The 25364-nt window shown below is 35.3% G+C and carries 16 protein-coding genes and 3 pseudogenes; 5 read left to right on the top strand and 14 right to left on the bottom strand.

What is annotated here, in order from left to right; genetic code table 11:
- Positions 1–23 precede the first annotated feature (23 nt).
- Together F596_RS0104310 and F596_RS0104315 are read right to left on the bottom strand one after the other, a co-directional pair.
- Positions 24–1250: a DUF5689 domain-containing protein gene (locus F596_RS0104310; protein WP_024992636.1), complete on the bottom strand. Its 1227-nt coding sequence runs from the start codon at positions 1248–1250 to the stop codon at positions 24–26.
- 22 nt (positions 1251–1272) lie between these two features.
- Positions 1273–3855: a hypothetical protein gene (locus F596_RS0104315; RefSeq protein WP_008446822.1), complete on the bottom strand. Its 2583-nt coding sequence runs from the start codon at positions 3853–3855 to the stop codon at positions 1273–1275.
- A gap of 209 nt (positions 3856–4064) precedes the next feature.
- On the opposite strand from F596_RS0104315, the gene F596_RS0104320 reads away from it, so the two are divergent.
- The 3 genes from F596_RS0104320 to udk are packed head-to-tail and all read left to right on the top strand — an operon-like array spanning position 4065 to position 6410.
- Positions 4065–5114 (top strand): endonuclease/exonuclease/phosphatase family protein, encoded by a 1050-nt coding sequence (locus F596_RS0104320; protein WP_008446816.1) that lies wholly within the window; start codon positions 4065–4067, stop codon positions 5112–5114.
- 40 nt (positions 5115–5154) lie between these two features.
- A complete protein-coding gene (locus F596_RS0104325; RefSeq protein WP_008446764.1) occupies positions 5155–5742 on the top strand; it encodes a uracil-DNA glycosylase family protein in 588 nt (195 codons plus the stop codon).
- Between the two features lie 44 nt (positions 5743–5786).
- Positions 5787–6410, top strand: coding sequence for a uridine kinase (udk, locus tag F596_RS0104330; protein WP_008446776.1), 624 nt, complete (start codon positions 5787–5789; stop codon positions 6408–6410).
- Between the two features lie 114 nt (positions 6411–6524).
- On the opposite strand, the gene F596_RS0104335 is transcribed toward udk, so the two are convergent.
- The 5 genes and pseudogenes from F596_RS0104335 to F596_RS12125 all read right to left on the bottom strand — a co-directional run.
- The gene (locus F596_RS0104335; RefSeq protein WP_019035995.1) at positions 6525–8165 is read right to left on the bottom strand and encodes a fumarate hydratase; all 1641 of its coding nucleotides are present in this window, start codon (positions 8163–8165) and stop codon (positions 6525–6527) included.
- Positions 8166–8233: 68 nt separating this feature from the next.
- Positions 8234–11188 carry a M16 family metallopeptidase gene (locus F596_RS0104340; RefSeq protein WP_019035996.1) on the bottom strand — a complete coding sequence of 985 codons (2955 nt, stop codon included), beginning with the start codon at positions 11186–11188 and terminating at the stop codon, positions 8234–8236.
- Between the two features lie 20 nt (positions 11189–11208).
- Positions 11209–13065: a DUF4954 family protein gene (locus F596_RS0104345; RefSeq protein WP_019035997.1), complete on the bottom strand. Its 1857-nt coding sequence runs from the start codon at positions 13063–13065 to the stop codon at positions 11209–11211.
- 48 nt (positions 13066–13113) lie between these two features.
- A complete protein-coding gene (gene hflX / locus F596_RS0104350) occupies positions 13114–14370 on the bottom strand; it encodes a GTPase HflX (protein WP_019035998.1) in 1257 nt (418 codons plus the stop codon).
- Between the two features lie 303 nt (positions 14371–14673).
- Positions 14674–14820 (bottom strand): annotated as a pseudogene (locus F596_RS12125) (IS30 family transposase); the annotation flags it as partial.
- 25 nt (positions 14821–14845) lie between these two features.
- On the opposite strand from F596_RS12125, the pseudogene F596_RS11460 reads away from it, so the two are divergent.
- Positions 14846–15109: pseudogene (locus tag F596_RS11460) on the top strand (hypothetical protein); the annotation flags it as partial.
- A gap of 41 nt (positions 15110–15150) precedes the next feature.
- Here the strand turns inward: F596_RS11460 and F596_RS0104365 are convergent.
- The 4 genes and pseudogenes from F596_RS0104365 to F596_RS0104380 form a co-directional block, all read right to left on the bottom strand.
- Positions 15151–16179, bottom strand: coding sequence for an adenine-specific methyltransferase EcoRI family protein (locus F596_RS0104365; protein WP_019036000.1), 1029 nt, complete (start codon positions 16177–16179; stop codon positions 15151–15153).
- A gap of 23 nt (positions 16180–16202) precedes the next feature.
- Positions 16203–17036 carry an EcoRI family type II restriction endonuclease gene (locus tag F596_RS0104370; protein ID WP_019036001.1) on the bottom strand — a complete coding sequence of 278 codons (834 nt, stop codon included), beginning with the start codon at positions 17034–17036 and terminating at the stop codon, positions 16203–16205.
- 149 nt (positions 17037–17185) lie between these two features.
- Positions 17186–18124: pseudogene (locus F596_RS0104375) on the bottom strand (IS30 family transposase).
- A gap of 625 nt (positions 18125–18749) precedes the next feature.
- Positions 18750–19649, bottom strand: a complete 900-nt coding sequence (locus F596_RS0104380) for a diaminopimelate dehydrogenase (RefSeq protein WP_024992638.1) — start codon at positions 19647–19649, stop codon at positions 18750–18752.
- Between the two features lie 292 nt (positions 19650–19941).
- Between F596_RS0104380 and F596_RS0104385 the strand changes: the two genes are divergently transcribed.
- Complete coding sequence (locus F596_RS0104385) at positions 19942–20310, top strand: desulfoferrodoxin family protein (protein ID WP_024992639.1); 369 nt, start codon at positions 19942–19944, stop codon at positions 20308–20310.
- A gap of 95 nt (positions 20311–20405) precedes the next feature.
- On the opposite strand, the gene F596_RS0104390 is transcribed toward F596_RS0104385, so the two are convergent.
- From F596_RS0104390 to F596_RS0104400, 3 genes are read right to left on the bottom strand one after another with little or no spacing between them, the layout of a single operon-like run.
- Entirely contained in the window at positions 20406–21278 is an 873-nt protein-coding gene (locus tag F596_RS0104390) for a ChaN family lipoprotein (RefSeq protein ID WP_024992640.1), read from the bottom strand.
- Between the two features lie 23 nt (positions 21279–21301).
- Entirely contained in the window at positions 21302–24112 is a 2811-nt protein-coding gene (locus F596_RS0104395) for an insulinase family protein (protein ID WP_081618429.1), read from the bottom strand.
- Positions 24109–25338 carry a DUF4929 family protein gene (locus tag F596_RS0104400; protein WP_008450903.1) on the bottom strand — a complete coding sequence of 410 codons (1230 nt, stop codon included), beginning with the start codon at positions 25336–25338 and terminating at the stop codon, positions 24109–24111. The genes F596_RS0104395 and F596_RS0104400 overlap by 4 nt, the downstream gene beginning before the upstream one ends.
- Positions 25339–25364 lie beyond the last annotated feature (26 nt).

Here is a 25364-nt window from a genome sequence, read left to right on the forward strand (position 1 = left end):
AATTTGTAAGAATAATCTGTTTTTTATTTTATAGAGATTAGTCTATTATTTTTATCTATCTCCTTTGTACCTTTATAATTTATAAGCATACCACATACTACTACTTGCTTACCTACTACCAGTGTTTCAGATGAAGAAAACTTAGCTCCATCTAAATTTAACCCCCCAAACACCTTTAGTTCCGTGTTAGACTTACCATCATCTGAAATAAAATAAGTACATGACCCAGCTTTGGCATAAAAACTATTACTTGGGACTGTTGATATTATACCTTTTACATACCATTCTTTGTCCCCAGCATTACCACTCTGGATTAAAGCTAAAGCACGAGTAACATCAAAAGGTTCAGCCTTTGTTCCCTTACCTTTACCTACTAAACCTACTAAAGGATCTATAACAGTAGCATTCTCAACATCGCTAAGCGAACGTATTATAATTTCCCACTGATCATTAAAACGCTTAAATATTCCTGTGATATTTACCTTACCTTTAGGAACTTCTACACCTGCGAATTTGGCAAAATTGCTATTATACATTACCAATTTCTTGTCGTCTATCCCTACTAATGACCAGCTTACGCTACCTGCACCACTATTACGATTAGCATAAGTCTGTATGTTGCTCTTAGAATTATAATCATAACCAGATTTTAAGATAACATTCTTTATAACTCCAAGTTTTCCCGCATCATCATTTATATTCCATTTATTTATATCAAATGCTTCAGCCTCTACCTTATTATTAATACTAATAATCTTATAATGTTTATCCCACGCTAACTTACTTATTCTGCCTATAGAAACAGTCCCTTTAGAGCTTACAGATGGCACACCAATCTGTGGTTGTAAACCATAATTACCTATATAAAGGTCTTTTAAGCTTACCAATATTTCTGTTCCTATTGGCAAATATCCATAAATAGCACTTTGTCCTAACGAGATAATTATTGCACCTGTTTTATCTTGAATAACTATTTCGTTATACACATTACCCTCCTTATCCGAACTGGTTACAATGCCCTTTAGCTGTATATCATCAACTATTTTTTCATAACCGTTCCTTGTTGAAATAGGATTTGTATATTTCTGTTTTAACTGAGCTATTGTAAGCACATTGGTTTCCTTTAACTCATTACTGCCATAATAACGCTCTTTTCCACCTATTGGTGTATCTGCATAATCCTTACCCATACAAGAAGAGAGGATTATTATTACAGTTGCGGCTATCGTTAAAAAATTAAATTTCCTCATAAAATAATTGTATAGTATGTATTTAGAATTTATAAGCAATATTCAACATTCCGTTAATGCCATAAGCATAATATAACTTAGGATTCTTTCCAAAATCATAAGCCCTAATAGTAGTAGTTCCAGTTCTCTGATTAATAGTATAGCTACTTCTACCATACTCATAACCGCCACTTATTATCTTCTGATTATTTAAAATATTTGTTACCATCAAATTAATTGACAAGCTGTGATGCCCTATATATATATTCTTTCCTATAGAAGCATCAAGCATAAAGCCTCCTTTTCCTTTTGCTTGAGGAGCAGGATTATAATAGCCCTCTGCATCAATACCACCAAGAGCAGTTCCCATAGTACGCAATGTAGAGCCATAACGCATACTTGGAGAATAAGATAAATATATACGATCGTAATAATTACCTACTACATCTATAAACCAGCCACCTTTATGAAAGCTCAATATACCACTATATACTGATAACGGCGTATTAGCTTCACGCATTCCATCATTATAAACAACATCTTTATAGAAAGTACTCTTAGTAGAATTCATGTAAACAACATCTGCATTATTTACATTTTTTGCTTCCTGCCATGTAGCAAGAGTCTTGAAATTTAAGAAATTTGTCAATTTAAAATCTAAGCCTAACTCAAAACCATATAAACTTTTCTTTATATTAGTCATACTGATATAAGTAAAAGAATTAACATCATCATAGAAGAAATTTTGCCATTCTGTAACATGAGTTAAACGATTATAATATGTACTCAAGTTTGCATGTAACCAGCTTCCGCTATATTGATAACTAAGTTCTGAAGAAAACACATGTTCGTTGCGTAAGTTTTCAACAAAATCATTATTCATCTCAGGAGATACGAACGCATCTCTTCCTTCTGGCGCACGATGCTCATAGCCAAGACCTACAGATAGTGCGTTACCTCCGCTCAAAGTTATTGTACCACTACCCTTTATGCCACCAGAAATAAAATTAGCTTGACGACTCTTACCAAAAGAATTATTAGCAAACAAGCCATTACGCATATTACCTACACGATACATATTGTCAAATCCTAATCTTGCTGCTAACACATAAAATACATTACCATAAGTTTGTGCAAAATTAGTCCAAACATTAACCTTTCGCACATTAATATTATAATCATACCCAAAGCGATCACCCTCATAAACAAGTTTACCTAACCCATTTACGCCCATAGTATTCAAATCATACTGCGTGCGAGGATCACCTGAAGGATATGTTCCCACAGCATAAGTATTTATATTATGATATTTCTTAGCACCTAACATATCTTCCATAGTCTGATAATGGTGTCCTAAATTTTGAGCTAAGACAACACCTACGTTTAACACTTTCTCTTTTCCTAAATGATTGGTCAATGTAGAAGCTAAACTTGTTGTCATATTACGGTCTTGCCTTGCCTGCAAGAAATAAAGAGCATCTTGCCCATTAGCAGCTGCCTGACGGTTAGAATAATAAAGGCGATCCCATTGTATCTGACGATTATTCTTATTCCTCCAATAATCTACTGCATCCTCCCAGTCTTTATATGCCTGTGCTGTGCGATAACGACTATCATGCTCATTCCAAACATCAAAGAAATTGCTTGGCATATTTTTCCAGTAATCAGGAGCAGGATTTTCTGCATTATTATAGTTAAGCTTCGTGCTCTTATAAATTCCATATTTAGCAAACAAAGAAGTTGTCAGCTTTAATTTCTTATTAATATCCCAGTCCCATGTTAAGATACCTGAAGGAGAATAGTCGTTAATAACACGACTATTACGTTTAACCCCATTCTGATACCCCCAATAAGGATTATACTGAAAATCATTAGCTAACCAATAAGCCTCTTCTGTGCTTGCTCCTTGTCCTGCACGCTCAGTAGGATTACCCCATGTAGACAAACTCAAAGAATGCCCATTATCCCATTTTTTCTGTACCCCGAAATAATAAGATAACGAATTATAAAAAGTACCTTCTACATAACCACGATTAGCCCAACGATAACCTATACTTGCCGCAACAGCCCAACCATTATTATTAAAACCACTGGCATAATTATACATTCCTCTAAAAGTATAATTTCTATTAGCAGCAGATAATGTAAGTCGTTGCCCTGCAGGCATAGAACCTGCACGGAAATTATAATTATTACTTCCTGCAATACCTGTCATAGAGAAATTATTACTCTCAAAAGGCAAAGCAAAGTCAACATTACGTGTCTGCTGGTTAATGCCACCTACCATAGAATAGCGGAATTGCCCACTTTCCAAATCATTAACAGGAGTGCCATTAATATAAATCTCATTATACTTTTGATTTAAAGCACGGTATCTAAAACGCATAGGAGAATAAAGATAGCCTACCTGCGAAGCATAAACATTACTTCCCGAAGTTAAGATAATAGCATTATCACTCATAGGGTTCTCTTCATTAATCTGAGCTTCAGAGAAAGTAAACAAAGACTCCTCTATTGGCTTTATAGTTTGTTCCTGCTGAGTAGTAGTCTTTTTTGTAGTATTCTGAGCAAATACTGCCACTGAACTACATACTGCGATAACCGCTAATGTCAGCTTTTTCTGCATAATATTATTGTATTAAAGTATGTTATATTGTAATTGCAAAGTAATAAAATATATTTTAAATATAAAAATACTTTGAGTTAAAACTTATCCACAATTACAATTATCTCAAATTAATTAGCGACATTTGCAAAAGAATAATATCCGAACTTGCCTAAGGGCATGTTTGCATAGATAAGATACGTATAAATGTTAATTAAATTATTATAAGAATGAAAAAACTATCTTTACTTTCAATCTCATTATTGCTTTGTGTTATAAGTACTTTTGCACAAAGAAAATATTCCGTTTATGCTGTGGGTTTTTACAATCAAGAAAACTTATTTGACTATACACACGATAAAGGGAAAAATGATTACGACTTTACTCCTAATGGAAGCTATCATTGGAATAAAATGAAATATAGCCATAAGCTCGCTAATATGTCGCGAGTTTTATCAGAAATGGGCACTGATGTCCTACCAAAAGTAGGATGCGCTTTTATCGGATTAGCTGAATGTGAAAACGATCATGTTGTAAAAGATCTCGTAGCACAACCTGCCCTTGCACAACGTGGATATAAATATATACATATAGAAGGACCTGACCGACGAGGTATTGATTGTGCTTTTATTTACCAACCAAAACTTTTTACAGTTCGTAATACAAAGCTTATACCTTACATATACGAATTAGCCAAAGACAGTGCACATGCTACCCGTGGCTTCCTAACTATTAGTGGAACTATGGCTAACGAACATGTTTCTGTTATTGTATGCCACTTGCCAAGTCGTGGGGCAAGTTCATACTACCGCGAGCTGGGAGCAAAACAAATAAAAGTGATAAAAGACTCTTTGCTACAAGAGGATCCTAACTGCAAAGTTATAGTAATGGGAGATATGAATGACGACCCTACTAATGCTTCTATGCACAAATATCTTTCTGCGAAAGCCGAAATATCTGAAGTGGGTACAAACGATATGTATAACCCATGGTATAACATACTTGTGAAACAAGGCACTGGAACATTACAATATCAAGGGAGATGGAACTTATTTGATCAAATTATCCTATCACCTAACTTTCTAAATAAAAATGGATCTAAAGACTTTACTACACTAAAATATTGGAAAAATCAAATATTTAAGCGTGATTATCTTTTCCAGCAAGAGGGTAAATATAAAGGTAATACCAAACGTACTACAGCAGGAGGAGTTTGGCTCGACGGATACTCTGACCATCTTCCTACAGTAGTTTATATCGTAAAAGAACAAATAAAATAGGATTATATAATAAAAATATAAAACACATATATTATTTCCTATGTTAGAAACAGAATCGCACCCCTTTAAGCCATGGCTGCCCAAACATGCTAAAATACTGATGCTGGGCACTTTCCCTCCTGCACCAAAACGTTGGTGTATGCCATGGTATTATCCTAATTTCACAAATGATATGTGGCGTATTTTGGGGCTTATCTTTAAGAGAGATAAGTTTGCCTTCGTTGATCAAATAAACAAAACTTACCGTCTTAACAGTATAAAGGAAATGCTTTTAGAGCAAGGAATAGCTATATTTGATACAGCTCAGCGCATTCGCCGTACAAAAGGAACTGCTTCTGACAAGGATCTTGAAATAGTAGAGCCTACTAACTTTAACAAAATACTACATTCTCTACCACAATGTAAGGCTATTGTAACAGCAGGACAAGTTGCTACAGATATCATATCTCAGCACTATAATATCAATGCTAAACACCTTAAAATGGGAGAAAATGTTTCTTTTATGTTTGAAGAACGCACTATACTACTTTACAGAGAACCAAGTAGCAGTAGGGCTTTTCCTATGAAAATAGAAAAGAAAGCTAAATATTACGAAGATATGTTTAGACAATTAGGCATAAAAAAGTAGCTATACTATAAACAAATAAATATCTATCAACAAGTAATAAAACAATGAAAAAGATAACTATAATAGGAATTGCAGGCGGTACAGGATCAGGAAAAAGTACCGTAGTACGAAAAATAGTAGAAGCCTTGCCACCAGACTATGTTGCTGTAGTACCACTCGACTCTTACTATAATGATACCACCTCACTTACAGAGGAAGAGCGTAAAGCTATAAATTTCGATCACCCTGATGCCTTCGACTGGAAACTTCTCATAAAACACGTTAATGAGTTACGCAACGGAATAGCTTGTGAACAACCCACTTACAGCTATATTCTAAGTAATCGTTTGCCTGAAACCATACATGTAGAGCCTAAGCCTGTTATAATTATAGAAGGTATTATGACTCTTAATAATAAAAAGCTACGCGACATGATGGACCTTAAAATATTTGTCGACGCCGACTCTGATGAGCGTCTTATTCGTAACATACAACGTGATACCATAGATCGTGGAAGAACAGTATCGATGGTTGTAGACCGTTATCTTAAAGTATTAAAGCCCATGCACGAACAGTTTATAGAGCCTACCAAACGATACGCCGACCTTATTATTCCGCAAGGAGGCGAAAACCATACTGGCATAGGCATTCTTTGCAAGTATATAGAAGGGTTAATACCTACTATGTAACATGAGCAAAGCAACACATACAGCTTTTATAAATATTTAATAGCTTAGAATTATAAAAAAGGTTATGTTCCTATTAAAGAAACATAACCTTTATTTTTCTTAACGACTTCACTACTAACAGCTACAACCTGTCCATGGTTTCAACTCTTTAAAGAAATCATGACCTTTATCATCTACAAGGATAAAAGCAGGGAAATCTTCTACCTCTATTTTCCAAACAGCTTCCATACCTAACTCTGGATATTCTACACACTCTATACTCTTTATGCAACTACGTGAAAGGACTGCAGCCACACCTCCTATAGTACCTAAATAAAAACCTCCATGCTTCTTACAAGCATCAGTTACTACCTGCGTACGGTTACCCTTTGCTATCATTACTAAAGAGCCACCATGATCCATAAACTCGTCTACATACGGATCCATACGATTAGCCGTTGTAGGTCCCATTGAGCCACAAGGCAAACCTGATGGCGTTTTTGCAGGACCTGCATACAATACAGGATAATCCTTAATATACTGTGGCAAGTCTTCACCAGCATCTAAACGAGCTTTGAGCTTAGCATGAGCTATATCTCGCGCAACTATAATTGTACCTTTAAGATTAACACGTGTAGAAACTGGATATTTAGTAAGCTCTTTACGCACAGCGTCCATACCTTCGTTTAGATCTATCTCTATACCTTTAGCACCCTCTCCTGGCTTACGATATTCTTCAGGTATCAATTCACCAGGATTAGTATCCATCTTCTCTATCCATATACCTTCCTTGTTAATCTTTGCCTTAATATTACGATCGGCAGAACAACTTACTCCCATTCCTATAGGGCAACTCGCTCCGTGACGTGGCAAACGTATAATGCGAATATCATGTGCAAGATATTTACCTCCAAACTGTGCGCCTAATCCTATCTTATAAGCCTCCTTTAAAATCTTTTTCTCAAGATCTATATCACGAAAAGCACGACCAGTTTCATCGCCTGTTGTCGGTAAATTATCGTAATATTTAATACTACCTAGTTTTACGGTCAAAAGATTTTTCTCCGCAGAAGTACCACCTATAACAAAACAAATATGATAAGGAGGACAAGCTGCTGTTCCTAAACTCTTCATCTTCTCTACCAAGAAAGGTATCAATGTGCCCTCATTCTGAATAGTAGCCTTTGTCATTGGATAGAAATAAGTTTTATTAGCCGAGCCTCCACCTTTAGCTACCATCACAAATTTATATTCTGCACCCTCTGTAGCTTCTATATCTATCTGGGCAGGAAGATTACACTTTGTGTTTACCTCGTCGTACATGTTTAATGGAGCGTTTTGCGAATAACGCAGATTTTCTCCTGTAAAAGTATTGAAAACACCACGGGAAAGAGCTTCCTCATCATCGAAACCTGTCCAAACCTGCTGTCCCTTCTCTCCATGTATAATAGCAGTACCTGTGTCTTGACAGAATGGTAATACGCCCTTTACTGCTGTCTCGGCATTGCGTAGGAACTGAAGTGCCACATATTTATCGTTCTCTGAAGCCTCAGGATCGGTAAGCACTTTTGCTACCTGCTTATTGTGAGCGCGACGAAGCATAAACTCACAATCGTGAAAAGCCTGTTGTGCTAAAAGAGTCAAAGCCTCTTTACTCACCTTTAGAATTTCTTTGCCTTCGAAATTAGATACACTAACTCCTTCCTTCGATAATAGGCGATACTCTGTATCGTCCTTGCCCAATTGGAACATTGGTGCATACTTAAACTCTGCCATAATGTTTTTTGTTTTGTAGCCATGCGCACCAATGCATAATATAACATTGATGCGCTAATATATATATTTTAGTTGTTAATAATTTTATTGTTTTCTCCAAAAAGCTGCTCAGTAGAAATATGCTGCACTGGAGCTATTTTCTCTAACGCTTTCATATCAAGCTCTTTTTCATTGCCAAGTATTATATATTTATAAGGCTTATTAGCTATATATTTCTTAGCAAAATCTACTATATCTTTTAATGAAAGTTTTGGCAACTCTTTATAAACTAACTCAGTAATATCTTTATCTAAACCAAAGCGTTTTGCATTAAGATATGAATTAAGAATATTAAATTTTGTTACCCTATGAGATGCTATTCTCTTCATTACACTCTGCTTTGCCACATCTACATTAACCTCACGTTCAGGAATATTGTTTAGCAAGTTATTAAACTCATTTATACAATCACTCATCTTATCGTTTTGTGTTATTATATATGTATAAAACTTCTCACTATCCTCAGGACGCTCAGGAGATGTATAAGATGCACTTGCCGAATAAGCCAGCCCTCGTGCTTCACGCAATTCTTGGAAAACAATAGCATTCATACTACCACCAAAATACTCATTAAAAAGAGTAATTATGGGCAAATGTTGTGCTTGCCACTTAACACCTTCGTTATGAATCTGCATCATATAAATATTCTTGGCATCATATGGAGCTAAGAGTACTTCGTTTTTTGTTGTAAGCTGCTGTATATAAGGCTTACCTGTTGGCACCTTTGCAAGATGCTTAACATCGGCAGATTGATAGCTTTTACTAATAACCTTATTAAGCTCTGTTATGGAAGAAGGACCATAATACATAATGGTATGCTCATAGCTTTTTAGTTTTTTTATCTCAGAAAGCAACTCTTGAGGATTCATTTTACGTAACTCTTCCACAGAAATGCGGTTAGTAGTGCCATTATAAGCACCATAGGAAGCATAGGCAAATAGAGCATTAAAATTACTTCTTTGCGATTTCTTCTCATCTAAACGGTTCTTTTCTACTGATGATACATATTTATCGTAAGCCTGTTTATCTACCTTTGCATTATCCATGAGGTCATTGACAACTTTCAAAACCTCTGGCAAATTCTCGTTTAACCCATATAGCTTAATATAAGTACGATCTCTTGTTACATATATACCATATTCACAAGCCAGCTTATATAACTTCTGCTTTATCTGCTCATTTGATAACTTATTTGTACCCAAATAGTCAATATAATTGCTTGCATACCATAGCTTATTATTATTTTCGGTACCTATAGGCAACACAAAGGTAAGCTGAAACAAATCGTCTTGCGTATTCTTCTTATATAATAGAGGTAAACCTCTCTTTGTTTTTGTTATAGTAAGGTCTTTTTTATAATTAACAAAAACAGGTTTTATAGGGTCTACATGTATATTCTTTACCTCCTTTATAAAGTCGCTCTGCTTATCATTATTAGTAGGAATGGGCGTAATGGCTGGTTTTTCTACCTTTTTAATAGTATTATCCTCGCCTTGCTCCTTAAAGACAGTAACAAAGTTGCTCGTAAAAAAGCGATTAGCAAAACTAACTATTTCCGACTTAGTCATTTTAGCTATACGTTCTAAAGTGCTTGCTTTCTGCTCCCATGGGATATTATTAATAAACGCATCTACGAAATAACTGCATCGGGTATCATTATTTTCTAAACTCTTATAAACATCTCGCTTAATATTATTGATAACAGAAGGTACAAGATCGTCAGAGAAATCTCCCTTTTTAAGTTTTTCTATCTCAGAGAGCATTAATCTTCTTACATCTTTCAAAGATTGTCCTTTATTAGGCGATCCAAACACTTCAAAGCTACTATAATCATTAAGTGTAGATGCAGACGCCTGTGCATATTGCAATTTCATCTTACTATTAAGATTTAAATCGAAAATGCCTGCAGTACCATTGTTAAGCATCTCCTTAATAACCATTAAGGTATCGTTTTGTAAGCTCTTAGCGGCTTCAGCTCTCCAAGCCATTGCCACATAAGCAGCCTCTTTACCATATATAGTAGTATCTACTGGAGCTATCATCTTAGTAAGAGCAGGATACTGCGGTGCTCTCACCTCGCCATACCCCTTCCATGTGCCAAAATACTTTTCTATAGATGCCACTGCCTTATCTGGATCTATATCACCTGCTAAGCAAATAGCTACATTATTAGGAACGTAATATTTCTTAAAATATTTTTTTATATTAGTTATAGAAGGGTTTTTAAGATGATCGCCTACACCTATTGTAGTCTGTGTTCCATAAGGATGATTAGGGAACAGCTTTGCCATTAGTGCTGTAAACATCTTACGACCATCTTTTGCTAAACCAATATTATATTCCTCATATACAGCTTCAAGTTCGGTATGAAAACCACGTATCACCATGTTTTGAAAGCGATCTCCCTCTATCTTTGCCCATGTATCTAATTCATTAGAAGGAATATCCACATGATAACAAGTTATATCATTAGAGGTATAAGCATTAGTTCCTACACCTCCTATACCTGCCATCATCTTGTCATATTCATTAGGAATATTATATTTAGCAGCAAGCTGCGATACAGAGTCTATCTCATGGTATAGCTTTTTACGCAAAATAGGATTGGTTACCTTACGATATTCCTCGTACCTCCTCTCTATATCGTCTAATAAAGGTTTCTCTGCAGCATAGTTAGAAGTGCCATAATGAGTAGTGCCTTTAAACATAAGATGCTCTAAATAGTGAGCTAACCCTGTAGTTTCGGCAGGATCGTTACGACTACCAGTACGCACAGCAATATATGCTTGTACACGTGGTTTTTCCTTGTTTACACTAACAAACACTTTCAAGCCATTTTTTAAAGTGTAGATACGGCTTTGCATAGGGTCGCCCTTTACACTTTTATAACTATAGCTTTGCGCCTTTACGCTATATGCAGTGCAAACAGCAACTACACCAATAGCAATTCCTTTTAAAAAGGATAAGAAATTTTTTTGCTTCATATAACTAATAATAAAGTAAATTATTCTTCGTAATCTGTCTCATGATCAAGACTTTTAACAAAGTCGTCAAACACCTCTCTATCGACATCTCCCATGTGAAACTCTTTTTCAGCATCTTTTTTTATCTCTGCTATCCATGCTCGACGAGCGGTAATATAATCGGCTTTTATCTGTGCATCTACCTCCGCTGTTATCTCTTTTACTCCATAATAGTCTTGTATAAGCTTATAGGTCCATGCCCATTGATAAATGCGATAATTATTATTAATGTCTTCAAAACGATCTATCACATCTTGTATCGTCTCTAAAACACCTTCCTTTATATCTTCTACTAAACGTATCTCCTCACTCTTTGGTAATAGCAATCCTGCAAGATCTCTCCATTCCCCTAATCCTTTGTTAGTAATAGGTTTACCAAAAAAGCCTAATTTATGCGCTCTTTTCAAGACTGCTCCCATATATATGCGAAGAGCTATATCGTAATATTTTATACCTTTACGTAAGCTCGAAGCGTTAATAGTATATTCGTGAAAGTTATAACTCGACACATTATCACCACTTGCCTGCCTCAAATTTTCTAAAATAAACTTACCTCTTAATATCTCACCTACAGAGAAAGGCGACAACCAATCAAAATTAACAATACTCTTCTTATGAGCATTTTGCGGGCGCATATCTCTCTTAGACCACTTATGTATATCACGATAAAGCCCTACTGTGGTGATATTACGACCAGGTACAAGAAACATTTTATCAGCCTCAGCTATAAGATATGAGAAAGGTAATGATGTGGTATTAGGGTGGTGCATCAGCTTTCCAAAACATACGGAGAATGTGCCTATAGTGGCTGGCATCAATAGATAGCTACCGCTTGCCGTCTTCGACCCGCGCTCAAGTACTCCCCAGTGCATTGGTCCCATTTTATAAGCATGGTTAGAAAAGTTAGTCCCCGAGCCTGCATTATAAAAAGAAAACATACCACCTATGAGCAACGAGCTTTTATGATGTGATGCTGAAAAAGGACCACAAAAAGCAGCACAAGCCTCACCATTCGACATATATGAGTTAGCAAAAAACACGCTTTGTGATGCCGTAAACCCATTAGAAATATGGCAAGCCTCTCCCACAAAACAATCTTGCATCTTAACACTATTAACTATGCTACTTCCTTCTGATATAATAGAGTTTTCACATATAACCCCTGTTCCTATATATACATTTGCCTTATCAGAACTAAGAATAGTACAATCGCTCAAACGACTCGCTCCTGATATTTCACACTCATTTTGTATAACAGTATTAGTAATCTCACACGTATTAATTACTTTCACATTATTACCCAAAGTTCCACGATCAGGATTAGTGCGGGTTATCTCTTCTTTTATTAAACGGCGAATAGCATTTTTAAGATCTTTATCCCCAAAATACTTTACCATAAAGGCTGCAAACTGACTGTTAAGATCGTGGAAAAGAATAACATTACCATCGCCTACCTCATTGAGTACAGATATAAGATTACCCTCGCCAAAAGAAGCACCCTCTGTGGTTTCCATTACAGAAACATTAGATATAAGACAATCATCGCCTATAGTATAATTGTTAATATAATTTCCTACCTTCTCTATAAGACAATCATTGCCTACGGTAACATTACATAATGTAGCATCATTAATGCCAGAATGCTTCACAAAGTCCTTCGCTATCTTAACATTCTTTTGAAATTTACCTAAACGAATGTCCCCATAAAACATTACACGATGAAAATACTTTGGCAAAAATCCTTCTTCTGCCACAAGTACCCGTTGCCAGTCTTCTGCCCAACAGTTGTTATTTTCAAAAATTATAATCTCTTCTTGTGTCAGTGGTCTATAGCTCATATACAAAGATTTTGAAATTGATAATCATTTTAAATATACCTATCTTACTTATTCTAAAGTATCTTCTAAAGTGTAAAGAAAATCATTATAAGGATATTTCTGCACATGCATTTCACGTACCGTCTTATATAACACTTCTCTAAACTCTACTATGTTCTGTTTCTCTCGAGCTGATACAAACAAACAGTTACCAGATACTTTTGCCATCCAAGTACGCTTTAAGTCATCAAGAGTAAGATTATTTTTAGTTTCTGGCGTTAGGTCGTCGGCATCTTTGTCCACCCATTTATAATTGTCTATTTTGTTAAAAACCAATATAGACGGTTTGTCAGCACAGCCAAGATCGGCTAATGTTTTATTAACCACATTTATCTGCTCTTCAAAATCAGAATGGGATATATCTACAACATGAAGTAACAAGTCAGCCTCACGCACCTCATCGAGGGTAGACTTAAAAGAATCAACAAGATCTGTGGGGAGCTTTCTAATAAAACCTACCGTATCGGCTAATAAAAAAGGTAAATTATCTATCACTACTTTACGCACGGTAGTATCAAGGGTAGCAAAGAGCTTATTCTCGGCAAACACCTCGCTCTTAGATAAAAGATTCATTATAGTAGACTTCCCTACATTTGTGTACCCTACCAAAGCCACCCTTATCATACGCCCACGATTCTTACGCTGTGTCTTTTTCTGCTTATCTATCTCTAATAAACGCTCTTTCAACAAAGACATTCTATTAAGAATTATTCGACGATCCATCTCAAGCTGTGTTTCACCAGGACCACGAAGACCTACTGAACCTTTACCCCCACCAGATCCAGAACCACCTCCTTGACGCTCCAAATGGGTCCACAGACGCTGCAAACGTGGAAGCATATATCGATATTGTGCTAATTCTACCTGAGTCTTAGCATTAGCCGTTTGAGCACGCATAGCAAAAATATCTAAAATAAGCGATGTCCTATCAAGGATTTTAACTTCTAACATCTGCTCTATATTACGCATCTGCTTTGCCGATAACTCATCATCAAAAATGACCATTCCTACAGGCTCTTCATCTTCTTCTCTCTGCTTTATGAAGCTGCGTATTTCGTCTAACTTTCCCTTACCAACATAAGTAATAGCACTTGGCCCATTTACTCGCTGCGTAAAACGTTTTATAGTAACAGCTCCTGCAGTATCAGCTAAAAACTCCAGCTCGTCAAGATACTCTTTAGTTTTAGCCTCATCTTGCTGCTGAGTTATTAAACCTACAAGGATAGCACTCTCAGTTTTTACTTCGGATATAACAAATTCCTTCATTTAGTATAGTTTCTTTTCATATAAGCACGCTCTAATATATATATGCACACAGAGCCCACCACCTACTATTTTGCTTACTGCAAAAGTACATTTTGTTTTTGTAAAACCAATACTTAAAAATATAAAAATATATAATAATAATCTTTATAACAAACAAAAAATTTTACCCATTATTTGGATAAAGAATAATTTTATCCAACTTTCTGTCCTAACAAAAGAATATATCACAAAAATAAAAACAAAAAAACAAGGATTTTAATAATTATAAAGACCCATCCGTAGAGTCAACCAGCAAGTGCAAAATTACAAAACGTTTTTGAAGAACTCGCATTTTGGTGTAGAAAAGTTTAATTTTTCTCTCGGTCTTTCGTTCAGTTTCTTTTGCATCGACATAATTCTCTTGTCTGTATAATGTTCAAACGATTCCTTTTTCGATATTATTGTTGATATACTCGCCATAATTCGTCCTCGGATACATTACCGCATTAACCCTACGGCTAAAAAAAGTGAGCAAGTGTTGGCAATTAAATTTGTACAATGGGACGTTCCCCCTTTGGAGAGCCTATGCAACAGCAAAGTATATCTCCTGCGTATGAAACTCTATCGTGGCAAGTGTATGAGCCGTGAGGACGAGTTGTTGAGAGCTTTGCTCGAAAAAAAGAATTGGCTATGTGCATCGGTGAACTCAAACACCTATTTCCGCACAGCCGTTCCCCTACGAGGCTATCGCTTTGACTTTATACGTAAACAGCAACAGAGCTTCTCCAACAACACCCCCCATTATTTATATAATGACACAGACTGATATTTTTTTACAGACTCCTTATTTTTAGGCATAAGTGTCTTGCGTCTTATTATAATCCTAAAATATGGACACTTTCCATTGATTGATAAATCTTTATCATCGTCTCCTTTTCGGAACTTTATAATTTCGAATTGACGAGGATTAAACTTATGGAGAAAAGTTATTGGTACTCCCATGTAACCGCTATAATCTTGCGGAATGTCTTGTGTTCTATTAATATTAATACCGTCATAATTGTCATATATAGGATACTCTTGCTCATATCCGTAATAACTTTTTGTTAGCTTAATATCTTCATGACGTATGAAATTATCTAAATTCGTAAGCCATAGACAATTATTAGGAGAGATAATCCTATTACCAAACTCGTCTATCTTCGTTTCTGTCCCATATAACTTATAATACTCTGGTACAATAAATCCCGAAATACCTCTACCAAGATTAACTCCGAGCCATGCCTTATTGTCTTGAATAAGTCTGAAGATTTCCTTGTATGTAATTGCATTTATATTTCCAATAATCAGGAATTGCTTATCGTGTCGAATTAATTGTGCGACAAATTCACGGAACAACGAAAAAGGAGGATTAGTAACAACTATATCAGATTGTTTCAGCAAAGCTATACTTTCAGGACTACGAAAGTCGCCATCACCCTTGAAATATACGATATTGGCAGCTTTTGGATTAGCATCGGGAAGTTCTATTCCTGTATATTCAAAGAAATAACCATGCTCATTTTCTTTTGTGTCAAACAAGTTCATTTTTTGTTCCTTATAAAAAGCTGCAATGACTTTTTTAAGTCCTAACTCTTTAAAATGAGAAACAAAGTACCTAAAAAAGTTACTACTACGAGGGTCATCACAATTACAAAATACGACTTTACCCTTGAAATGATTTTTGTAATATTGCAATTCTCTCTCTATATCGACAAGCTGTGTATAGAATTCATCGTTCTTCAACTTTTTCGCCTTTTGCAGTAAATCATTACTTGCTTTCCTTACCATACGCCAATATCTATTTCGTTTTTTTACTTTTTAGTTAACTGGGAAAATAAATCGCGCCCCAACATTTGCAGAGATGTCTTTGAGATATCAAGCATAATCTCAAGCATCTTATCGACTTTCCATCTTTCACCATTGCCCTGTGTATAAATGGAAGCTGCTTGAAGCATGATAGTTTTTTCATTATGTTTGACAAACTTATTCTCACACAGATTCTTATTGATGGGCATACCATAATTTGCAGCCGTCAGTCTATCCAATCTATTAAGTATACCCGAATTATATTCGAGTACTACAACTCTTCCATCAGGGCGCTTTACGGAAATAGTTTCTGTAAGGAAGTTAGAGCCTTCCAAGAAAAGCACATAAGGGAAATGTGACTCTGCCAGCATCAGATTTGCTATTTCAGATATATTCTTATGCGACCTCTCTATAGCATTACCCGCAGCCATAAGATCTTGATCATTTTTTGCTCCAACAAGTTTACCAGCCTTAATGTTTTCAATATCTTTTCCTTGATGTTTTGCCTCTGAAACCAACACAATCCTCCACTCTCCATTATCGTCTTTCACTTCAACTATTCCTCCATCAGGGATAATATTTGAATTAGAAACGAAAAGAGTCTTTCCTAATTCTGGGTCAATCTTCTTTAAGGCCTTGTTGATTTCTTCCTTCTTAATACTCGTCCTATATTGAAACTCCAATTGTGGATATTTTTTCTGAAGCTGTTTCAGTGCAAGATGTGAAACTTCCCCGACAGTCATGTCATGTTTCTTCGCTTCTGACCCGAAAATACCAACAACTCCCTTTGAATCTTTTTGTTGAATTGTAAGTCTGTTGGACTGGTTTTTCTTCGACATAATTATTATTTATTTGTAATCTTCCTTAATGAGGATATTTGTTTTTGCAAATATAATCATTTATGACAAGAAATTCAAATAAGATTGGATTAAACTCCTCTCCAAAATTTCCAATTATTAAAGCGTAGAATCAATCAGCAAGTGCAAAATTACAAAACGTGTTTGAAGAACTCGCTTTTTGGTGTAGAAAAGTTTAATTTTTCTCTCGGTCTTTCGTTCAGTTTCTTTTGTATCGACATAATTCTCTTGTCTGTATAATGTTCAAACGATTCCTTTTTCGGTATGTATTGTCTTATTAGTTTATTTGTATTCTCAATAGCTCCCTTTTGCCAAGAATAATATGGATTAGCGAAGTACACGGACACGCCTAAGAACTTGGTAATGTCCTTATGTGCTGCAAATTCAGGTCCGTTGTCTGTTGTAATGGTCTTCAGAATGTCCATGTATGGTAGCAGCAGTTTCCTAACTACCTTTGCCAGAGGCTTTGACTGCTTTTCAAATGGCAGTTTCTGCATAAGTAGCATATTGGTGGATTTCTCTACCAGTGTGAGTATGGCATGCTGGTCAGGGTCTACGATTAAGTCCATCTCAAAATCTCCGAATCTCTTCCCGTCAATTTCCTTACTTCTTTCATGGATACTCAATCTGTCTTTAATTGGAAGATGTCTGCCCTTGGGACGATGCCTGTATTTCATCTTATGCCTTGTGTGTTTGGCAAGTTCCCCTGTTGTATCATTATGGATGATATTATAAATGGATTGGTGGGACACCTTTATCCCCTCACTCTTGCACAGATAACCTGATATTTGTCGTGGAGACCATTGATCATTGGTGATATATTCCTTAATCCTCCAGACTAATTCGTCGGAGAGCCAGGCGTTCTTTACCGTTCTCTTTCTGCGCTGCATAGCCATATAGTGCGCCTTTGCCCAAATATACTTTCCCGATGACGTACTGTTGCGTTTGATTTCACGTGAGAGTGTTGACTAACTGATGCCGACGATTGCGGCAATCTCTTTTCTCTCTGTTTTCTTTTAGAGTAAGGCAAAAATTTGCGACCTTTGCTCCGAGATTAATTGATGATACATAAACAATACAAAGTTAGTTAATCTTTGGGAGACAGAGGTCTCCCTTTTTTATTTGTATTGCTGGTTGTTTCTTTTTCATCGCCGAGAGATGCAGACGTTCTCGAAGCATAGCGAGAGGTTGTCTGCATCTCTCGGTGAGGACTACTCTTTTATTGCATTTCGTTTTGTAACTTGCAATCTTTTTCCATAATAAACATAACTCTTTTATAATGAAAATATAAATCAACTGCAAGAAAAATAAATTATTTTTAGTGCATTTTTAACCTATTTTTGGTGTAAAAATAGGTTATTTTTACATCAGATAAACGCCTTTTTACCTCTAATAAGATAATCTTTTTCCACCTTCCACCTCATTTTTTATAGCTTTATTACTCACCTTCTTATGCACACAAAACAAATAACAAGCAAAACCATACCTTAATATTACCTCTGCTTAGACATAAAAAAGCGAGATTACCTCATTTAAAGGCAATCCCGCTCTTAATAACTTTATGCTATATTAAGTCTTATAAAATAGCAATAGCTCTATATGTTTGTAAAACAAAACTCAAAAGTAATAAAATAATAAAATATGCTTTTAATAAATTATTATAGCAAGCCTTGCTCAACAAACTCTTATCCCCCTTTAGACTAATGTACCTATAACCTCTTCACGACTCTGTGGAAGATAATCTATTACAGGTATCTCTGGCATGGTGTAACAGCCTGGCTCTAATCTCATAGCAGCACGAGCACAGTTGACAAGAATCTGTGCTGTAAGAGCAGGGTTATTAATACTCATGTTAAACTCAAAACGCTGGTTTTGTGTCTTACCACTTACACCCTTACGTACCATGTGCACGCCATGCCCCATATCCTTTACATCGTCTACATTAGATACTGCAAAAACATGTGTTTCATCGCTGGCAAAATAAGGATCTGCCTTAATTAGCTTTGTTACCTCTTCTATAGTAGCACCCTCTTCGAGCTCTACATAAACCATACGGCGATGAATACCCTCACCCAAAGGAATAGTTACAGAAAGAGCTTCTTTTACTCCCTTCTTGCTACGGACACATACAGAATGACCCATAGACATACCCGGACCAAAATTAGTATAAGATAACCCCTTAGGTGCTAACCCCTCAAGAAGAACACGGACTACAGAGTCAGAACCTGGATCCCAGCCTGCAGCAATAATACTTACCTTACCAGCCTTTTTACAATGTTCCATTTGCGCTGTACGATAGTCTAATATGCCTGTGTGAATATCGTATGAATCGACAGTATGAATGCCTTGTGCAACAATCTTCTCTGAATATTCTGGACAACTACGTGTAGGTGTTGCTAAAATAGCTACATCTACGTCCTTAAGCTTAGCAATATCATCTACTACTTCGTATGGAGTAAGCTCTAAAGGTTTGTCCTTATCGCCCTGACGACGTACTATACCTGCTATCTCAAAATCTTTTGCTTCTTCTAAAGCCTCTACGCTAAAGCGTCCAATGTTGCCATAACCAACAACAGCTGCTCTAATTTTTTTCATAATACCTATTATTTTATCTATAAAACTTATATATTTTTCGCTGCAAAAGTACTTCAAAAAAATAGTATAACAACACTTTTGTTCTAAAAAATACACAAAAACAACTCATAAAAAAAATAAAAAACATCAAAAAACTCACTACTACTCCCCCTTTATTATAACAGCTCAAAATAAGACAAAACAAACAGAAACAATTGGAATATTTCTTTTTATAAGAATTAACTAAAAAACTTTGGCGTTCACGATGTTTATTTATACCTTTGCAAAAAATAAATCTAAAAACAAAAACATTATGGTAAAGAAAACAGAAATATATAAATGCGCAGGTAGTAATACTTTTGTAGAGGTGTTATTAGATTCAGAAAAAGATTTATGTGGCTTAGAGCATGTAGTAGAAAACACTACTGACGCTGCTAAAGAAAAGCACGTTCCTGTTGTAGAAAAAATAGATGGCGGCTATAGAGTAACCGTTGGCTCTGTAGACCACCCTATGACAGAGGCACATTATATCCAGTGGATCGAATTAATCACAGAAGACAATGAAGTGCTTCGCAAATATCTTACTCCATCAGATAAGCCTGTTGCAGAGTTTAAAACAGAAGCTAAAAATGTTTATGCTCGTGAATACTGCAACCTACATGGTTTATGGAGATCTAAATAACACATTATAATTACTACATAAAAGCCACTTACTTTCTTAAAGATAGTAAGTGGCTTTTATCGTTATCCTGCCCAATAACACCTTTACAAACATATTTAATACGATCTGCTCATGTCTTGAGGTATTACTATATAGCAATCAGCCAAATTTTTATAAGCATCGTCTATTTTAGAAATATCTTCTTGCTTCACAGCCATTATAACAAAAGATGTCAGTGATGGCTTATATTCTTTAAGATAAGTAATAATGCCATCATGATTAGAGGTGTGATAGCTTCCATTATAATGCACCATATAATTGTTGCCTATATTTTTCGCTATATTCCATGCCATAGTAGCATCTTTCAATGCTTGTGCCATTTGCATTTGCTTAGGATTATCATTACCACCATGCAAAGCAGACATTACTGAAAAAGCCTCATTATTCTTACCTTCCATAGTAAAGGTTATAGGTAGTGGTGGTAACAACCTCTTAGCTTCTTCAGTTAAGCTATCTAAATAATCAAGCCCACGATTCTTAACCACATTAGCATATCTACGTGGCACATTAGTAGCAATAAAAGGGCGTTTATATTCTTTGGCAAACATCACTAAAGGCTCATAATCTGTTTCATAATTAGGCCATAAACGCATCTCGTTATTAAACTGATCATAACTTATAACCCCCTTCAGGTATTCATTAAAGATAAGTTGGTTATCAGCTTCAAACATTTCTGCTCCCAGCAACAAGCTATCCTTATGCTTTGCATATAAGGCTTCAGTTATTTTTAATTCTAACCAGTGCGTAACAGGACAGTTATGCATCTCACCTATAAAAACTACCTTATATTTAGATGCCTCTTCTATCATAGCATCAAAAGTAATAGCTTTGCCATTATTATTATAAAGGGCAAAAGCACGTAAGTCTTTTTTAGCATTTATTGATAACGATGATAGCAAGAGAAATAGTAATAATAATTTTTCTTTCATAATCATACTCCTTTTTTATAATATCATAATCCTATTATAATAAATTTATCTGTGTTAAGATATTTCACAAAGCCATCTTGTATGTTTTTTGGTGTTATACTATCTAAAATAGTATCATAACTATTAAAATCGGATAACATCTCGCAATTTTTTATCTTATTTACCATATCCATACGCCATGCTGCTGTGGCATCGTCTGACAACACTCTTGCTTTTGTTGCCTTAAACGACAATTGCAATTGTTGAAGTTCTGCTCTGCTTATTGGTTTAGTTTGTAAAGACCGTATTATCTTTATAAGAAGTTTTTGAGCCCTTTCCACGTTACCCCTATCTAATGTAAGCATAATATCAAAGTAATAATTATGCCCATCTTGCCCATGATATAACAAATCAGTGAATGGCGAATAAGTTATATTCTCACGTTGTCGCAACACTTCTAACAAACGATTTTGTATTATATCGCGCATCAGCTTTAATACAAGAGTTGTTTTTAAATTAGGATAAAAATTACCTGCCAACATAAAATGTAAGTCAAGTTGTTGCTCGTTAGCACTACTTACCTTATACCTATAAGGAGCCTTGGGCATAGTACGCCATACCGTCGGAGGCGTATACTGCTGCTTTTGTTGCCATTTACTAAAAGAGCCTACCGCGGCTTCTTTCATCTGCTGCAAATCATAATCGCCTGTTAGCACAATAGTAAGGTTATGCGTATTATTATATAATGACTTAAAATAATCTACCATCTTATATATATCCAGCTGCTTTATATCCTCTATGGTTCTCTTTCTCCGTAGCATAGAAGGCGCATCTCCCATTATAGAGTCGCGTATATTTATTATCTTTCTGTTCTTGTCATGTTCTAATTGTTCTTGTAGAGGGGTGGTAATTCCAAAAGAAGTCAAATCTTCTTTTACAGTTTCATCAAATTCCTTTTTATTAATCTCAGGAGCAGTAAGCTTTTCTTTTATTAAATTAAAAAGATTCTGTGCTTTATTCACTGGTGCTACACCTATAAATCCATGCCAATATGAAGAAATATTAGTATCTAAAGATATACCATTCTGCACCAAATAATTAAACAAAGTATCCCTATTAACCTTTTCTATACCACCCATTTCAACAAAAGCTGCAGTACTCTCATATTGATAATATACAGAGTCGGGTAAATCTGCTGTCCCTCCTCTACCAAGTCCTTCTATAAAGAAGCTCTTAGAATCATCTCGGGTAGGACGCAACAAGATGCGGATTCCGTTATTAAGCAATATATCATATACCCCAATATTAGCATAACTCCTTTCTGATTTTATTTCTTTACTGTCAAATGTTGAAACTACACCTAAACATGGTGGCGTTTGCATCAACGATTCTACTGGCTCCTTACACGACTTATAAGTATAACACAACAGATCATTACTTAAGCCTTTACGCCAAGCTTTTTTAATATTCTCAAGCGTAAGCCCACTATCCTGTGGAGCTGTATAGCAAGCTAATACTGTTTTTTTAGAAGCTTGCAACCACTCTTTTAACATTCGTTGTGCAGAACGTATAGTACAAAATGCGAGGTACTTCTTTACAGATTCTATATCTCTAAGTCTTGTCGGATATATATCATGCATAATAATATAATCAACAAAGTCGTCACACCACTGTTCCGATGTCTTATCCACATCTTCTATCTTTATAGAAGCTAACCTATCTTTTAAAGAAGCTGCAAATTCCCTATGATCAAAACCATTACGAATAATAGTGTTCCATTCATTAGTAAAACTCGTTATATCATGTAGTAACGCAGCATTATCAGCCTCTTTAAATACTACACTAAAGAAATTCTTATCTCCAAGATACCATGCATCAGAACAATCTGCTCTTATGTTTCTATCCTTCAGTCTGTTATTAAGCAGATCAACAACTATCTTGCTAAGATGTTTATCTACACTGTTTTTAATAGTTCTCTCTACAATTCCCTCATGTGGTATGATCAATTCCAGCTTATTACATTTCCCTAAATCAGATAAAGAGAAACGCATATTCCACCCTTTCTTATAAGAAACAGAATAAGTAGGCAGCTTTATATTATTAGTATTAATAGCACTTACAAAAGTTTCTTTTAATATACGCTCCACCTTTCTTGCATTAATATCCCCCACTACCACAACTGTAGCAAAACGTGGTTGATACCATTTTGAGTAAAACTTACGTAACATAGTCTTAGATACCGCCTTTATGTCGTCTATTGTACCCAATGGCATTCTTCGACTATAACGATTATCCCCTATCTTTAGCTTATAAAAATCGTCATTAGTATCATATTGCTTTAACTCTTCTAAAATTATACCACGTTCTTTCTCTACATAAGCAGGATCAAAAGTAAGCCCATCAAGCCACTCTCGCATCATTCCTAACAACTGATGTATATCTTTAGTAGAATCAAACCTAATTGGAACAGAAAGGCTATATATAGTTTTATCAAATCCGGTATAGGCATTAATATCCCGTCCGAACTTCATTCCTTTCTTTTCAAGCATATGTACCATATTAAAACCACGATAACTCTTAGATCCAGCAAAAGCCATATGCTCAATAAAATGGGCAGTACCTCCTTGATTCTCTGTTTGCTGTAAAGCTCCTATTTGCATCACCAATCTAAGTTCAGTAACATTTTGTGGATGTATGTTACGCTTTATAATATAAGAAAGTCCGTTAGCAAGCCTCCCTTTTATAGTTCCCTTCGGAATTTTAATGGCAGTATGAACACCTGCCATAGATAATAACAAACTGGCAAAAAATATAATAACTACACAGAAAAATCTTATTGTCTTAATAAATCTCATTCCTTTTTAAGTGTATATATTACCGTTACATTGGTATGACCAGAACAATAATCATGATCATATGGGAAATGAAATATCATCTTATTGCCATCTAAATCAAGTTTAGCAGAAGCTTTAAACCAATCGGAAGGAGTGTTTTGATAACTATCTCTATTCAAAGGACTATAATGAAAGTATATATCTGGATTAAAAGTAACTCCCATTTTTATCAAATCAGACATAGTTTCATCTGACCAAGGATAATCTCCATTAGGAACTCTTACAGTTTTACCTTCCTTTGCCATCTTTTTTTGACGCTCCCATGCTGAATAATAGAACTTAAAAGGAATATTGAACACTCTCTCATCATATTCATTTATAACATAATCCATAAAACTTATTTCCATCGTCTTAGGATTTATTCTTATACTATCAAGTTCCATCTTAAAGACTTCTTTACTGGCATCATAACCTATAGCTTTTGTTGTATAGTAACCATAAGTAGTAGGGTTTGACCATTGATAACCTTTATCTGTTACCAATCGTAACCTTTCATAACACCATCCTCTTAACCCTAAAGGGTTTTGTACCATTCTTAACATAGGAGTTTTAGGAGTAGAATACTTGCTTAATGTAATAATTGTCGTTGTTTCAAATGAGCTTGTTTCTGGTCCAGGAAAAGTTTCTTTATAATCTCCTGGAGGGAATATTAAGTCTACACTACATTTTAATTCTCCAAGAACACGATATAAATTTATATTATAATCCCGCTTATATCCTTCTATTAATTTCTTCTGCGCGTCTGTTAACATTGTATCTACAACATTAGGAATGACTGTTATCATAAGATCAGAAGATAACTGCATACGCTTATCTGAAGAGCTTTCTACAGTAAGGGCTACACTCTGAGGCTCTTTATAAACATCTTTATGGGTAGACTCAATATCTATTATAACGGTCTTTTCTCCCTTCTTCATAGTAAGATATTCATCTTTTAACCTTACAGCTCCCTTCTCATTTTTCTTCAAAGCAAACTTTATAACAACATCTTTCTTAGCTTTGCAACTAGCTAAAAGCTTCACCTTTAAAGGCTTTTTAGCATTTTCATTAATCTGATTATCACCTATCGCAGATAACATGATATAATTTTTCCCTTTATATTCGGTACTGTCTTCTTTGCTGCAAGAGGTTATCATACAGCCAATTAACATTGGTAGTAATAATAATATTTTATTTATTGATTTCATAGTAACCTACTTTTAATACTTATTTA

The organism is Prevotella amnii DSM 23384 = JCM 14753 (genome assembly GCF_000378745.1).
Classification (GTDB): domain Bacteria; phylum Bacteroidota; class Bacteroidia; order Bacteroidales; family Bacteroidaceae; genus Prevotella; species Prevotella amnii.